The sequence below is a fragment of the Dechloromonas sp. H13 genome, assembly GCF_009469615.1.
Taxonomy (GTDB): Bacteria; Pseudomonadota; Gammaproteobacteria; order Burkholderiales; family Rhodocyclaceae; genus Azonexus.
This window is the reverse complement of record NZ_SSXX01000001.1, coordinates 859230-872907: the sequence shown is the minus strand read 5'-3', so window position 1 is coordinate 872907 and position 13678 is coordinate 859230. Positions and strand designations below refer to the sequence as shown.

The 13678-nt window shown below is 61.8% G+C and carries 14 protein-coding genes; 6 read left to right on the top strand and 8 right to left on the bottom strand.

Annotated elements, in window-relative coordinates:
• The first annotated feature begins 360 nt into the window (after positions 1-360).
• A complete protein-coding gene (locus GH660_RS04220; RefSeq protein WP_228276352.1) occupies positions 361-1698 on the top strand; it encodes an acetate kinase in 1338 nt (445 codons plus the stop codon).
• Positions 1699-1783: 85 nt separating this feature from the next.
• Here GH660_RS04220 and GH660_RS04215 read toward each other — a convergent pair whose 3' ends face one another.
• From GH660_RS04215 to GH660_RS04195, 5 genes are all read right to left on the bottom strand, one after another.
• The gene (locus GH660_RS04215; protein WP_153145302.1) at positions 1784-2677 is read right to left on the bottom strand and encodes a hypothetical protein; all 894 of its coding nucleotides are present in this window, start codon (positions 2675-2677) and stop codon (positions 1784-1786) included.
• Between the two features lie 12 nt (positions 2678-2689).
• Positions 2690-3358 (bottom strand): C39 family peptidase, encoded by a 669-nt coding sequence (locus GH660_RS04210; RefSeq protein ID WP_228276351.1) that lies wholly within the window; start codon positions 3356-3358, stop codon positions 2690-2692.
• A 29-nt stretch (positions 3359-3387) separates the two neighbouring features.
• Positions 3388-3762 carry a hypothetical protein gene (locus GH660_RS04205; RefSeq protein ID WP_153145301.1) on the bottom strand — a complete coding sequence of 125 codons (375 nt, stop codon included), beginning with the start codon at positions 3760-3762 and terminating at the stop codon, positions 3388-3390.
• A 67-nt stretch (positions 3763-3829) separates the two neighbouring features.
• A complete protein-coding gene (locus GH660_RS18140) occupies positions 3830-5218 on the bottom strand; it encodes a hypothetical protein (protein ID WP_153145300.1) in 1389 nt (462 codons plus the stop codon).
• 502 nt (positions 5219-5720) lie between these two features.
• Entirely contained in the window at positions 5721-7058 is a 1338-nt protein-coding gene (locus GH660_RS04195; protein WP_153145299.1) for a sigma-54 dependent transcriptional regulator, read from the bottom strand.
• Between the two features lie 324 nt (positions 7059-7382).
• Here GH660_RS04195 and GH660_RS04190 point away from each other — a divergent pair, with 324 nt between their 5' ends.
• From GH660_RS04190 to hybE, 3 genes are all read left to right on the top strand, one after another.
• Complete coding sequence (locus GH660_RS04190) at positions 7383-8366, top strand: MDR family oxidoreductase (RefSeq protein WP_153145298.1); 984 nt, start codon at positions 7383-7385, stop codon at positions 8364-8366.
• 155 nt (positions 8367-8521) lie between these two features.
• Positions 8522-8698, top strand: a complete 177-nt coding sequence (locus GH660_RS17850) for a hypothetical protein (RefSeq protein ID WP_194266225.1) — start codon at positions 8522-8524, stop codon at positions 8696-8698.
• A gap of 40 nt (positions 8699-8738) precedes the next feature.
• On the top strand, positions 8739-9287 hold the full coding sequence (gene hybE / locus GH660_RS04185; RefSeq protein ID WP_228276364.1) for a [NiFe]-hydrogenase assembly chaperone HybE: 549 nt from the start codon (positions 8739-8741) through the stop codon (positions 9285-9287).
• Between the two features lie 41 nt (positions 9288-9328).
• Here hybE and GH660_RS04180 read toward each other — a convergent pair whose 3' ends face one another.
• Complete coding sequence (locus tag GH660_RS04180; RefSeq protein WP_153145296.1) at positions 9329-9562, bottom strand: hypothetical protein; 234 nt, start codon at positions 9560-9562, stop codon at positions 9329-9331.
• A 140-nt stretch (positions 9563-9702) separates the two neighbouring features.
• Between GH660_RS04180 and GH660_RS04175 the strand changes: the two genes are divergently transcribed.
• Both GH660_RS04175 and ppk2 read left to right on the top strand, forming a co-directional pair.
• Positions 9703-10158, top strand: coding sequence for a histidine phosphatase family protein (locus GH660_RS04175; protein ID WP_153145390.1), 456 nt, complete (start codon positions 9703-9705; stop codon positions 10156-10158).
• Between the two features lie 62 nt (positions 10159-10220).
• The gene (gene ppk2 / locus GH660_RS04170) at positions 10221-11333 is read left to right on the top strand and encodes a polyphosphate kinase 2 (protein ID WP_153145295.1); all 1113 of its coding nucleotides are present in this window, start codon (positions 10221-10223) and stop codon (positions 11331-11333) included.
• Here the strand turns inward: ppk2 and GH660_RS04165 are convergent, their stop codons facing one another.
• Both GH660_RS04165 and lpdA read right to left on the bottom strand, forming a co-directional pair.
• Positions 11334-11825, bottom strand: a complete 492-nt coding sequence (locus tag GH660_RS04165) for a thioesterase family protein (RefSeq protein WP_153145294.1) — start codon at positions 11823-11825, stop codon at positions 11334-11336. It abuts the gene before it with no gap.
• A 75-nt stretch (positions 11826-11900) separates the two neighbouring features.
• Complete coding sequence (lpdA, locus tag GH660_RS04160) at positions 11901-13673, bottom strand: dihydrolipoyl dehydrogenase (RefSeq protein ID WP_153145293.1); 1773 nt, start codon at positions 13671-13673, stop codon at positions 11901-11903.
• Between the last annotated feature and the right edge of the window lie 5 nt (positions 13674-13678).

Genomic DNA, 13678 nt, shown 5'->3' with positions numbered 1-13678 from the left:
GTGTCCGTGGTTCGATTCCGCGATTGCCACCAAGAAATTAAAGCGAAAGCCCGGTCCCTGTGACCGGGCTTTCGCTTTTTCGGCCCAGCGTAAGGCGGGGTGTGTCCGAGCAGACGGACTGCCCGGGTCTATCCCTTTGCGAAGCGGCCAAAAATGTAACGCCGATATCCATGCGTAATTGCTGTTTGAATGGTGTTGCCACCCAGGCCTGAGTCCTGCGCGAATCGTTGAAACATTGCGACTCAATTTACACGTGTCTCAAAAATACTACAGGCCGATCTCGTGTATTATGTTTTTTAGTTTTATCAATTGGTTGCGATGTAATATTAACAACGTTATTTAAGTTTGGAGGATGGGGGAATGCGAGTTGATCAGCAATTGCACATTCCATTTCGGAAAAATGTCCTGGTCGCGGCCCTGGCGATAGTCTGCAGCGCGGCATCACAAGCGGCGGAGATCTCGCCGGCTCAGGCAAAGGCGCTCAAGGCGCAACTCAGCGAGCAGGCCAAGCGCATGGAAACGTTGCGCAAGCAACTGGCGGAAGCGGACGCCAAACTGGCGAAAATGCAGAAGCAGCTTGGTGTTGAAAGTGCGGCGACGCCCGTTGCAGTGGCCGCCGCGCCGGTAAAGAGCCAGGAGGCTCAGCCTTCGCAACCGGAGCATGGGATGGCGAAAGTGGCTCAGGCGGCGCCGGCGCAGAAGAGTGGCGCCGCCCAGGAATCGACGCCGGTCGGAGCGGCACCGGAGCAACGGGTACAACAGGTGGCTCAAATCTTCGAGCAGCCGGGCGTGCTTACGCCCGCGGGGCACTTCTCCTTCGAGACCGGGATGCAGTACTCGTACTCTTCGAGCAATCGGGTATCACTCGTTGGCTATACCATCATTCCGGCGATCACGATCGGCTTGATCGACGTGCGCGAAGTCCGGCGCAATACCTTCACCGCCAACGTGACCGGTCGCTGGGGCGTGACCAATCGCATGGAACTCGAAGCGAAGGTGCCCTATGTTTATCGTTCGGACGATCAACTGACTCGTCCGCTCAATCTTGGCGCAGGCCGCGACGAACTCTTCAACAGCACCGGTCAGGGGATTGGCGACGTCGAGGCCACTGCACGTTATCAGTTCAATGACACGACGGTCGATAAGCCCGTCTATATCGGTAGTCTCCGCTTCAAGAGCCGTACCGGCAAGGATCCGTTCGAGGTGTTGACCGACACCACCCAGGCGCCCGAACTGATCACCAACCGGGTCGAAACGGAACTGCCGACGGGCTCGGGTTTCTACACGTTGCAACCAGGCCTGACCGTGCTTTATCCGACCGATCCGGCGGTCTTCTTTGGTGGCCTGAACTATCAGTACAACATGAAGCGCTCCGGGGTGACGATGAATACCACTCAGGGCGAGGTGAATTTGGGTGAGGTCGATCCGGGCGACGTCATCGGATTCAATTTTGGTATGGGATTGGCGCTCAATGAACGCTCATCGTTCAGCCTGGGCTACGATGGCGCTTCGATGGGCAAGACCAAGATCAACGGCCAGGATGCCATCAATACCTCGCGCATCCAGTTGGGTACCTTGCTTCTCGGCTATTCCCAGCGCCTGACCAATGCGACCTCGCTTGGCCTCACGGTCGGCGTCGGTGTCACGCGCGACACGCCGGATGTAACGCTTGGCTTGCGTCTGCCGGTGTCGTTCTAACCCTGGGCGTTCGAATCTGGAAAGTGGAAATGGGCCGCAAGGCCCATTTTCGTTTCAATCCCGGCGAAAGCGCGATGTAGGCGTTTCAGCGGCGCAAGGAGCTGATAATGCCAGTCTGGATGGTGTTGTGGACCGACATGGCGCGCATCGTCTGCAGACTGTTTACAGTTGCGTTGATGGTCGTGACATTCTGGATCTTCTGGTCGTTCAGGGTGTTCTGAATGATGGTTCCCGCCATGTTCGGATTGATCTGGGCGCTTACGTTGTTGCCGGTGCCGTTCTGAACGATGGCAAGCCCGCCGGTGGAGGCTGCGGGTATCGTGCTTGGCGCGCTGGCGCCACCCGAGGTCGCCTGGAGATCCTTGGGAACGAGTACGGTTGAGGCAACCAGATTTCCGTTGATGAATACCGCCCGCTCGATTCCGATCGAGAACTTCAGTCCGCTTCCCTCAATTTCAAAGCCACCACGGATTTGATCCAGCGCTTCCGAATCCACTGCCGCCAATTGCTGCCCCAGCGGATGCTGCCGATCTGCCGCTGCTTGCCGGATTGAGGATCTTTTTGCGCCGGCCTGCTGGTCGCCAGGTAAAGTCGCCAAAACAGAAGCCTCGGACGGGGCGGCGGCAACGTCGATCGTGTCTGGCTCTGCATCGCCAATTGCAGCCATCGGATGAGGCAGTCCCGAACATTCGGCTGGCAAATGGTCATCCAGGGGCCAGTCGGCCAGTGCGAGCAATTCTGGCGCCACGGTAAGCGCGCGGCGTTTGGCTGCTTCACAGCTCAACCCACTCCGCTCGGCAAGCGCCATGTTCGGCAAGCCGGCGCTACCGAATTCCGTTTGTGCTCCCTCGCCATCAGCATTCGCCTTGTGGACGACATGCCCGAACAGCAGCGTTTCCAGGGAGCTCGCAAAAAACTGGACGGACACTCCAACCGCGCATGCGATTAGGATTTTCGAGGGCTTCAGGCGGAGAGTCATCTCGGTTCTCCGTCAGAAGTCAGCCGGTCCCCGCTTGGGCAGCGAGTAATCGACAGTGCCGCGATGGTGGCCCGCAGCGATGGGGCTCATGGGGGCAGTCTTCCAATCGTAATCCGTGTTGAACCTGGCAATTTCCAGTTTGTTCTTGATCACGAACAGAATGTTGTTGGCCCAGATTTCGGTGAACTTGCTCTTGGGAATGACACGAGTGCCAGACGATGGATCGCCAATCAGAACCCGACCGTCGCGCAATCCCTTCACGACGACGAAATGATGGTAACCCTGCTCCTTGATCAGGACGATGGCTGGCACGCCGGCAACCGACAATTTATCGAGCTCGGCGACATATCCGTCCGAGTCGAAACCGCGACTCGCAAGGAAATTCTTGATGTCCAGTAACGAGAAACCTTCCTTCCTGATCTTTGCCTGATCCCCCTGCTGGAACATTTCGCGGAACACCTCCTGTTCGCTGACCGGGAAGTTGTAATGGTGGGTCAGCAAGGTGGACAGCGCAGCGGAGCCACAACTGAAATCGTATTGTTGATGGATTGTTTTCTGGAAACGCTGTTCCTTCATGCTGACGACGGGAACAGAAAATGCGCCACCGGACTGAACGGGAATCTCTGCCCGCCCCCCGGGGCTGGCCAGCGCATTCAACGCTCCAACCAGGAGCGGAAGCAAGCAGAGGGTCCGAACAGTACCGGTGGACATCATTGCACTTGCAAGTTGATGATGGTCGCGTTTTGTATCAAGACGTTGTTGCCGGAGTTTTGAAGCACCGTGGAAAAACCGCTGGCGCCGGCGAACGAACCTTCCCCGACCCAGTTGCTGCCTGTAGTCAGGTTGTTGGCCTGGTTGCCGATCACGGCGCCATTGCTCTTGAGGTCATTGAGGGTGACTTCGGCTCCCCCCCGGGAAAATGCCAAATCTTGGGCGTCGACCGCAACAGTGCCAAACATGCTACTTGCGCCGACATCGACCTTGGCCACCGGGTCCACTGCTTCGGCGGTTGCCTGAAGAGGTAGAAAAGCGCTGCCAATCAACGTCGTGACGACGAACCAATGGGAATGCGCAATTGCTTTCACGACACTTCCCCTTTCCTGAAGTAGGGTAACGGTCCTGAGGCTGGACAGCCCCAGGACCGACTACGACTTACTTGCCGACGTTCAGGTTGGCCTGCACGTTGACCGCTTGCTGAACCAGCGCATTCATGCCGCTGTTCTGGGCTGCCACCATGATCCCGGCGGCGGACTGGCCAACGTTGGTCATGCTGTTGGACATGTCGAAGGTACCCGCGTTGAGCGCGATCGAGCCGCCGTTGCCACCGGTGCCACCGGTGCCGCCATTGCCGACGCCACCGGTACCGGCACCACCGGCACCACCGGCACCACCGTCGCCGCCGTCACCGCCAGCGGCAGCACCGTTTCCGCCATTGCCGGCGTTCCCGGTGCTGGCGCTACCGTTCGTGGCGACAGTCGAAGCGCTGCCGTTGGTCGCGGATCCATTGTTGCCGCCAGCGCCGCCAGTGTTGGTAGCGGTACCGCTGCTACCACCACTCGCCGATGCCGTGCCGGAGTACGAGGTACCCGAACCGCTGCCAGCCCCGCCGGTGCCGTTCACGCCGCCGCCCGTACCCGCACCAGCCGCCGCACTAGCCGAGGTGTTGCCGGTAGCACCGCCCGTGGCACCCGAATTGGCACTCCCTGCGCCGCCGTTATTGTTTGCGGTCTGGTTGCCGCCAAACAGGCCCGCGGCTTTGTCCTGCTCGGAACCAGCGATACCACCGAGCCCGGCGCCGAGCGAACCGGCCGAACCACCCTTGGTTGCATCGATCGCGCCGGCGGAGCCGCCAACGCCGGCGCTGCCGCCGAGGGTGCTGCCGCCGAGGCCGGCGCCCAACTGACCGCTGTCGCCGCTCTTGGCCTTGTTGGCGTTGAGACTGGCACTGATCGCTCCCAGAGCTGCTCCGCCATTGCCTGCGCTACCGTTCGTGGCGCTGCCATTGCTGGCCCGCCCCGCCGTGGCGCCACCATTCGATGCGTTGGTGCTGCCGCCCGAGGCGCCGCCAGCCGCGGCTGCTGCACCACCGGCACCGGCACCACCCGCGGCGCCGACTGCACCGTTACCCGTGCCACCGGAACCGCCGTAGCCGCCTTTGCCGGTTCCGCCGTTGGTGTCGCCGAAATTCTTGACGGTATTTCCGATGTCATGAACACGGTTGCCGGAGACGTTGCCGTTCAGTTCGATCTTGGCGATCGCCTTGCTTGTGTTGAAGGCGTTGGAGAAGTTGGATGTTGCCGACGCGCCGTTATTGGCGGCGGTGCTACCCAACCCAAGTGCCGCGGCATCGCCCTTGTTGTTGAAGTTACCGGACTTGGTGCTGTTGTCGCTGTTGTTGCTGTTGTCGCTGTTGTTGCTGTTGTCGGTAATGGTGACATTCGGATCAGATTGGCCGCCATTGTGATGCTGTTGTTGTTCCGCCCATGCAGGAGTTGCACTGTAGGCCAACGCCAGAGCCACTGCCAAAAGAGTCTTGTTCATGGTGAATCCTCCAATCAAGATTATTCGAAGTGGCCATAGCGCCAAGCTACGCCCTCCGCTTTCATCTAAAGCAACCCCTATGCCATTGTCCAGTTTTAATATTATTTCATTGATTTTATTGTATAAATTTTTTCAGAAAAATGATCGCTGGGTCGCTCCAGGGTGTATGTGTAACTAATGTGAAACACCTGTTTGACGACAGCCGCAGGCCTGGCTCGGCATTGGCCCCGCCAGGGTGCTGTTCGTCATGAATCAAAAGGAATATTTTGCTGCTGGTGCCTGTATCAAAATTGATACAACGTCTGTCGCGGTAGGGGCAGTGGGGGGGAAGACAGGTGCAACAGACACGGGGGGAAAGTCCGTCACACGTCTCGCCAAAATCATCCAAGGCAAGGGGGGCGACAAGATTCCCTGATAACCGTTGGGGGTGAATCGGCCGAATGGCGCTTGCCAGTTGCCAGGGCAAGGCGGGCGCTGCTTGCCCGGTCCCGAAGCCCGGAGTTTACAACTCGATGTTCAGCTTGCTGATTGCCCGGTACAGGGTGACGCGGGAGACACCAAGTTGGCGTGCCGTCTTGGTCACGTTGTTGCCATTGGCGCGCAGGCTTGTTTCGACGATGTCCCGTTCGAACGAGGCGCGCGCCTTTTCAAGGGTCACGGTCTGCGGTTCCAGGGCGAAGGTTTCAAAGCCAAGATCGCTCGCGCTGAGCAGCTTGCCGTCACTCATGATGACGCCACGATGAACCCGGTTGATGAGCTCGCGAACATTGCCCGGCCAGTGGTAGGCGGTCATCGCTCTTATGGCGTCGCTGCTGAACCCGAGCGCCCGGCATTTTCGGGTGGCCGAGGTGAAGTTCTTGAGGACGGTTTCCGCCAACAGGCAGATGTCGCCACCCCGTTCCCGGAGCGGGGGCAGTTGCAGCTGGATGACATTCAGACGGTAATAGAGGTCTTCGCGGAAGCTCTTGGCCCGGATGGCTTCCTGCAAGTCGACGTGCGTTGCGGCCACGAGCCTGAAATCGATTGGAATCGACTGGGTCGCACCGAGGCGCGTGATCTTGTGTTCCTGGAGAACCCGCAACAGGTTCCCCTGCAGGTCCATCGGCAGGTCGCCGATTTCGTCGAGAAACAGCACCCCACCGTTTGCCGCCTCGATGCTTCCGATCTTGGTTTTGACCGCGCCGGTAAACGCGCCCTGCTCGTGCCCGAACAATTCGGTCTGGATCAGGGTGCTCGGTATGGCGCCACAGTTCACCACGACGAAGGGCTTGTCAGAACGCGCCGAATGGTCGTGAATGGCCCGTGCCACCAATTCCTTGCCCGTACCCGATTCGCCGCAGATCAGAACCGGCAGGTCGGCCGCCAGCACCTTCTCCAGCTGACGAAAGAAACTCGTCATGATCGGGCTGGTGCCACAGATTCCGAAGCGTCCGGACGTGTTGCCGGGGTCGGTCAGGGACAGCCGCAATCTGGCCTTGCCGCAAGCATGACCAATGCTCATCGCCAGCCGTTGGGGTTCGATCGGCAGGGTGTGGTAATCATGAAAGGCATTCAGGATGAATGCCTGAAACTGTTTCGACTCGAACGCCTGGGGGGAAACGATGCCTATCCACTCGGTCATCGGCGTTGCTGCGATCAACTGCTCGATGTCTTCCTGAAACGTCGGGGGGCATGAGTCGAATACAACCAGTCCCACGCTGCAATGGTTCTTTGACAGGACTTTCCTTGCAGCCGCCACGGACTCCACGCAATGGAGCGCCTGGTCGTCAGCGGTGACCTGGGGGAGCGGGCTTCCCAAGTGACCGTGCGGGTCAATCGCCAGCACATGCCGTGTCTTCAATTCTCTGCCTCCACCAAACCCCTCCCACACTTCTTTCCGCTTGCCAGGCGCCTCTACTGGTTACGGATATCTCCAAGGACTCGACGTCCGATAGCGTGGGCTAACTCCAAATATCAATGCGTCATCAGAACAGAAAACAAATGCCTGCGCAATACTCCGTTGGGCATAGCGCGTGGCCAGTGTTCTGCGCTTGCATCGATACATTTTTCACCGTGAACAGTATCATCCGGATTCGCCAAGGGCCGTGTGCAATATTACACACTGCGCGATTTTTCTCATTTGCTTGCGGTTAGCCAATATCGCGGAAAACGGAGGACGGGTGCCATGTTCAGAGGAATACTGATCACCAAGGACGACGCCGGGTACAGGGCGCAACTTCAGGATATCGACGAATCCGTTCTGCCGGATGCCGACGTCACCGTCACCGTCGAATGGTCGACGCTGAACTACAAGGACGGGTTGGCCATTACCGGCAAGTCGCCCGTGGTTCGTCGCTTCCCCATGGTTCCCGGCATCGATCTGGCCGGCACGGTGACCGCGAGCGGCCACCCCGCCTGGAAGCCTGGCGACCGGGTGATCCTCAATGGATGGGGTGTCGGGGAAACCCATTGCGGCGGTCTGGCCGAAGTGGCGCGCGTCAAGGGGGATTGGCTGGTGGCGCTGCCGGCGCAATTCACCGCCCGCCAGGCGATGTCCATCGGCACCGCGGGTTACACGGCGATGCTCTGCGTACTGGCGCTCGAGAGGCACGGCATCAAGCCGGCCGATGGCGAGATCCTGGTGACCGGCGCGAACGGCGGTGTCGGCGGTGTCGCCATCGCCCTCCTTGCGCGCCTCGGCTACACGGTCGTCGCGTCTACCGGGCGGCTTGCCGAAGCGGACTATCTGAAAGGATTGGGCGCCAGTGCGGTGGTCGACCGCAACGAACTCTCGGAGCCGGGCAAACCGCTCGGCAAGGAGCGCTGGGCGGGCGTCGTCGATGCCGTCGGCAGCCATACGCTGGCCAACGCCTGCGCCACGACGAAATACCGCGGTGCGGTCGCCGCCTGCGGGCTGGCGCAGGGAATGGATTTCCCGGCCAGCGTCGCACCGTTCATCCTGCGCGGTGTCACCCTCTACGGGATCGACAGCGTGATGGCGCCGCTCGCCGTCCGCCAGGAAGCCTGGCGCCGCCTGGCAAGCGACCTCGATATCGCGAAACTCGATGCCATCACGAGGGAAATCGGACTCGGGGAGGCGATCGCCGTTGCTTCCGACCTGCTGGCGGGCAAGGTGCGCGGCCGGGTTGTCGTCGATGTGCGGCGTTGAGTATTATATTGGCCGCCAATTTGATCGTCGGGGATTTCTTGTGCTCCGTGAAATTCTTAACTGAACCGTCTTTGTATGCGTAGCACACTGAATCCGCATGGTGTAGATGCCTTGATGGCATGTGTTGGTCGGAGAAGACACAATTGGGGCATGCAATGAAATATTCGAGGAACAGACGGATCGGCGAGGACCGGCGCACGGAGGACAGAGGGCCGCCGGTGGGCTGGAGCGAGCGCCGGCATTCGGTCGAGCGACGCAAGCCGGAGGTGCGCGAGATTACCTTCGCCGAGTGGATCGCCTACATGCGCGAACGGCCGTGCGAGGTCGACTAGGGCGGTATCGGGACGCCCTTTCCGGGCGGTCTCGTTGAACATGGATGCGGGCGATCCCTCTGCCGGAAGCGACAATACGGTGTTTCAGTCGTCGCAGGCAGTACCGCATGGCGAAAATCCTGCAAATTTGCTGGAACGCTGTTTTGCCGGACGCCAGGAGCTGCCGGTCAATTCCTCCCTCCGGTGCGCCGCCGTTGGCTTCTCCCGCTATCGGGGTGACTGGATCGGCGTGCTGATCACGCCCTGGTTCATGGACCTGTTCCTGTTGCCCGGTGGCGGCGAATTGTGGGGCGATATTCCCGGCGGCCAGCACCGGTATGTCGAACTACCCACCGGAACGGTTCCCTTTACCGCTGCCGACGATCCGCAATTCGGGCCTTACCAGCATTCGCCTCTGGTGGCGCCGGTCAGTGCGCTGTCCGACATGGCTACTGCCCTGCAGCTGGCGGCGTCGGTGATGAGCGGCATTCTCGGGCAGGCGGTGCCGCTGCCGGCCGAGGAAGAGCGCGGGATGGTGCGTGAAGTCGCCGCGCCACCGCAGGCTGCTTCCCGCCGCAGCTTCTTCCGGCGGCTGGCCGGCAAGCGCTGACCTTTCCCGGGCTGCGCCGGGGGCGGTGAGTCCTTGCCGGGTCAGCGATTCTCGGCTGGCGGTTGTTGCGCCGGCGCTTCGCTGGCTGGTGCCTGGCCGCTTGCCGGCGGCGTTTCGGTCTGCAATGCCGACGGTGCCGGCTCGCCGAGCAGGGCGGGGTGCACCTTGAGGGGTCCCGACTGGGAAATATGCTTGCTGGCCAGATAGTCCCTGTCGGAAGTGCATCCGGCAAACGGGATGGAAAGCAGGAGGGCAAGGATAGCGGGTGCGCGCATCGTCGTCAGGGGAGCATGGACAAGCCCGAATGATAGCCGCTGGCAATGCCGGCGACCAGCACCGTTCCGCAACTTATACTGTTGAAATGTCCATGTAACTTCGCGAGGTCATCATGCCGGATTTGTTGGAGGGCACGAAGATGGATTTGCTGTTGTGGCGCCATGCCGAGGCCGAGGACGGCGAGGACGATCTGAAGCGGCGCCTGACGGCGCGCGGCGAGAAGCAGGCGCGCTTGATGGCGGCGTGGATACGCGACCATCAGCCCAAGGATTTGCGCATCATCTGCAGTCCGGCGATACGGACCCAGCAGACCGCCGAGGCGCTCAAGCTGCCTTTCGAGACGCAGCGCAAGATCGGGCCGGATGCCTGCGTCTCCGAACTGATCGCCGCTTCCGGTTGGCCGGGGGCGGCCGGCGCGGTGCTGATCGTCGGCCATCAGCCGTCGCTGGGGCGGATGGCATCCCTGCTCCTGGCGGGCCACGAGGCGGAATGGACGATCAAGAAAGGGGCCTTGTGGTGGCTGAGCAACCGGGTCCGCCGCGGCGAGACGCAGACTGTCCTGCGGGCGGTGATTCCGGCGGAACTGCTGGAGTAGACAAGGGCGGCGCTTTGCCGTGAAATACCCTTTTTGCATCGGACGGAGAGGGTGGGGGCGCAATGAGGAATGCTGAGAATACAGTCGCCGGCACGCCGGAAATCGCCAGCCAGCCGAAGAAGCGGGTAAACCGGCAGCGACCGGTGGCCAAGGGCGACGTCGCCCCGTCGCTGACGCCGGCCGGTATCGAGGGTTTTTCCGTGCATGTTGCGGTCGACGCCGCCCAGGAGGCCAAAATGGGCGCGCTGCGCGACGTCATCGCCGGCGTTCCGGTCGAGGAATCGGTCGCCTTGCTGAAGAGCCTGCTCAAGCAGCAGCGCATGGTCATCGGGGATCAGGCGCCCAATCCCGACGACGAGCTGGCGCGGGACTGGCGCGACGGCGGTTATCCGTACAAGAACCTTATGCAGCGCCGCAACTACGAGCGCCAGAAATATCGCCTGCAGGTCGAACTGCTCAAGTTGCAGGCGTGGGTCAAGGAAACCGGGCAGAAGGTGGTCATCCTCTTCGAGGGGCGCGACGCCGCGGGCAAGGGGGGCACCATCAAGCGCTTCATGGAACACCTGAATCCGCGCGGGGCGCGCGTCGTCGCGCTGGAAAAGCCGAGCGAGACCGAGCGCGGCCAATGGTATTTCCAGCGTTACGTCGAGCATCTGCCGACCAACGGCGAGATCGTCCTCTTCGACCGCTCGTGGTACAACCGCGCCGGCGTCGAGCGCGTGATGGGCTTTTGCAGCGATCAGGAATACGCGGAGTTCGTCCGCCAGGCGCCGGAGTTCGAACGCATGCTGGCGCGCAACGGCATCCACCTGATCAAGTTCTGGTTCTCGGTCAGCCGCGACGAGCAGCGCCGCCGTTTCGGCGAGCGCAAGGTGCACCCGCTCAAGCAATGGAAGCTGTCGCCGATCGACATGGCCTCGCTCGACAAGTGGGAGGACTACACCAAGGCCAAGGAAGCGATGTTCTTCTACACGGACACCGCCGACGCGCCGTGGACGGTGATCAAGTCGAACTGCAAGAAGCGCGCGCGGCTCAACGCCATGCGCTACATCCTGCACAAGCTGCCCTACACCAACAAGGATACGGCGCGTATAGGCAACCTCGACCCGCTGATCGTCGGCCGCGCCCATGTCGTTTACGAGCGTGGCGAGCACCAGGGGGTGCCGATTCTCTGATCAGCTGACGACGTAGGCGGCGCCGCCGGTGGCGATGAGCACGCCGGCCTCGTTTTCCAGCGTCATCTGAACCGAGGCGATGCGGCCACCGAGCCGGGTGATCCGGCCGGTGGCCGTGAATTTTTTGCCGATGCCCTGGTGCAGGTAATCGGTGCGCAGATCGATGGTGCCGATCCGCCCGAAGCGGTGGCCGACCTGCTCGGCGGTTTCGCCGTTGAACTTCTCGGCGATGGCCACCGTGACGGCGAGCCCGCCGACGGTATCGAGCACCGTGGCAATCACGCCGCCATGCAGGCGGCCATGCTGGTAGTGACCGATCAGATCGGGGCGCATGGCGAAACTGATCTGTGGGGCGGCCGGGTCGAGCGACTCGACCTTGAAGCCGAGCAGTTCGTTGAAACAGAGCTTGTGTTCGAAAACCTCGCGCAGGACGGCTTCGAGGCGGGCCTGCTCGGTGGCGGAGCGGCGGGGGAGCTGGGGGGTGACAGTCATGGCGTTGAGCGGGAATAAAAAAGGGCGACGGTTCTTCCGTCGCCCAAACCGAACGCCAGTTTAACCCGGCGGGACTTACTTTTTCCGTGGCGGCGGCACATCGGTGCAAGTGCCGTGCGCGACCTCTGCCGCCATGCCGACCGTTTCGCCGAGCGTCGGGTGCGGGTGGATGGTCTTGCCGATATCGACCGCATCGCAGCCCATCTCGATGGCCAGGCAGACTTCGCCGATCATGTCGCCGGCCGACGGGCCGACGATGGCGCCGCCGATGACGCGATGCGTTTCGGCATCGAAGATCAGCTTGGTGAAGCCGTAGTCGGCACCGTTGGCGATGGCGCGGCCGGAAGCGGCCCACGGGAACTTGGCGGTTTCGACCTTGCGCCCTTCCTGCTTGGCCTGCGCCTCGGTGTAGCCGACCCACGCGACTTCCGGATGGGTGTAGGCGACGCCGGGGATCACCGTGGCATCGAAGGCTGCCTTGTGACCGGCGGCGACTTCGGCGGCGACGTGCGCTTCATGCACCGCCTTGTGCGCCAGCATCGGCTGGCCGACGAGGTCGCCGATGGCGAAGATGTGCGGGACGTTGGTCTGCATCTGCGCGTCGACGTTGATGAAGCCGCGGTCGGTCACCGCGACGCCGGCCTTCTCGGCACCGATCTTCTTGCCGTTCGGCGCGCGGCCGGCGGCTTGCAGGATCATGTCGTACTTGACCGGCTCGGTCGGCGCGCCTTCGCCCTCGAAGGTCACGTAAAGGCCGTCTTCCCTGGCGTCGACCGCAACCGTCTTGGTCTTCAGCATGATCTTGTCGAAACGGCTGGCGTTCTGCTTTTCCCAGACCTTGACCGCGTCGCGGTCGGGGCCTTGCATCAGCGCATCCATCATTTCCACGACATCGACACGGGCGCCGAGGGTGGAATAGACGGTGGCCATTTCGAGGCCGATGATGCCGCCGCCGATGACCAGCATCTTCTGCGGCACGAAGCGCAATTCGAGCGCCCCGGTCGAGTCGACGATGCGCGGGTCACGCGGGATGAAGGGCAGATGCACGGCCGCCGAGCCGGCGGCGATGATGCACTTCTGGAACTTGATGATCTTCTTGACGCCGGTCTTTTCCTGGCTGCTGCCGGTGGTTTCCTCGACCTCGATGTGGTGCGGGTCAATGAAGGAACCGTAGCCGCGCACGATATCGACCTTGCGGCCCTTGGCCATGCCGGCGAGACCGCCGGTCAGCTTGCCGACGACCTTGTCCTTGTGCGCGCGCAACTTGTCGATATCGACGGTCGGCGCGGCGAAGGTGACGCCGAGGTCGCTGGCGTGCTGCGCTTCTTCCATGACCGCGGCGACATGCAGCAGCGCCTTGGACGGAATGCAGCCGACGTTGAGGCAGACGCCGCCGAGCGTCGCGTAACGCTCGACGATGATCGTCTTCATGCCGAGGTCGGCCGAGCGGAAGGCGGCGGAATAGCCGCCGGGCCCGGCACCGAGCACAAGCATTTCGCATTCCAGGTCGGCACCGCCGGCATGGCTGGCGGCGACCGGTGCAGGTGCCGAAGCGGCGGCTGCGGTCGACGCCGCTGGCGGGGCAGAAACCGGGGCAGCAGCAGCGGCCGCGCCGGCTTCGACCCTGATCAGGACGACGCCTTCGCTGACCTTGGAGCCGAGCTGGACCAGCACTTCCTTGACGACGCCTTCGACGGTACAGGGGACATCCATCGTCGCCTTGTCCGACTCCAGTGTGGCGATCGCATCATCGACCTTGATGCTGTCGCCGACCTTGACGAACAGGTCGATGACCGGCACGTCGGAGAAATCGCCGATATCCGGGACTTTGACTTCTACGAGACTCATAGTGA

Bases quoted from the DNA above. Each gene is read 5' to 3' on its own strand.
- GH660_RS04220 (WP_228276352.1), top strand. From the start codon at position 361: ATGCGAGTTGATCAGCAATTGCACATTCCATTTCGGAAAAATGTCCTG.
- GH660_RS04215 (WP_153145302.1), bottom strand. From the start codon at position 2,677: ATGACTCTCCGCCTGAAGCCCTCGAAAATCCTAATCGCATGCGCGGTT.
- GH660_RS18140 (WP_153145300.1), bottom strand. From the start codon at position 5,218: ATGAACAAGACTCTTTTGGCAGTGGCTCTGGCGTTGGCCTACAGTGCA.
- GH660_RS04190 (WP_153145298.1), top strand. From the start codon at position 7,383: ATGTTCAGAGGAATACTGATCACCAAGGACGACGCCGGGTACAGGGCG.
- GH660_RS17850 (WP_194266225.1), top strand. From the start codon at position 8,522: ATGAAATATTCGAGGAACAGACGGATCGGCGAGGACCGGCGCACGGAG.
- hybE (WP_228276364.1), top strand. From the start codon at position 8,739: ATGGATGCGGGCGATCCCTCTGCCGGAAGCGACAATACGGTGTTTCAG.
- GH660_RS04180 (WP_153145296.1), bottom strand. From the start codon at position 9,562: ATGCGCGCACCCGCTATCCTTGCCCTCCTGCTTTCCATCCCGTTTGCC.
- GH660_RS04175 (WP_153145390.1), top strand. From the start codon at position 9,703: ATGGATTTGCTGTTGTGGCGCCATGCCGAGGCCGAGGACGGCGAGGAC.
- ppk2 (WP_153145295.1), top strand. From the start codon at position 10,221: ATGAGGAATGCTGAGAATACAGTCGCCGGCACGCCGGAAATCGCCAGC.
- GH660_RS04165 (WP_153145294.1), bottom strand. From the start codon at position 11,825: ATGACTGTCACCCCCCAGCTCCCCCGCCGCTCCGCCACCGAGCAGGCC.
- lpdA (WP_153145293.1), bottom strand. From the start codon at position 13,673: ATGAGTCTCGTAGAAGTCAAAGTCCCGGATATCGGCGATTTCTCCGAC.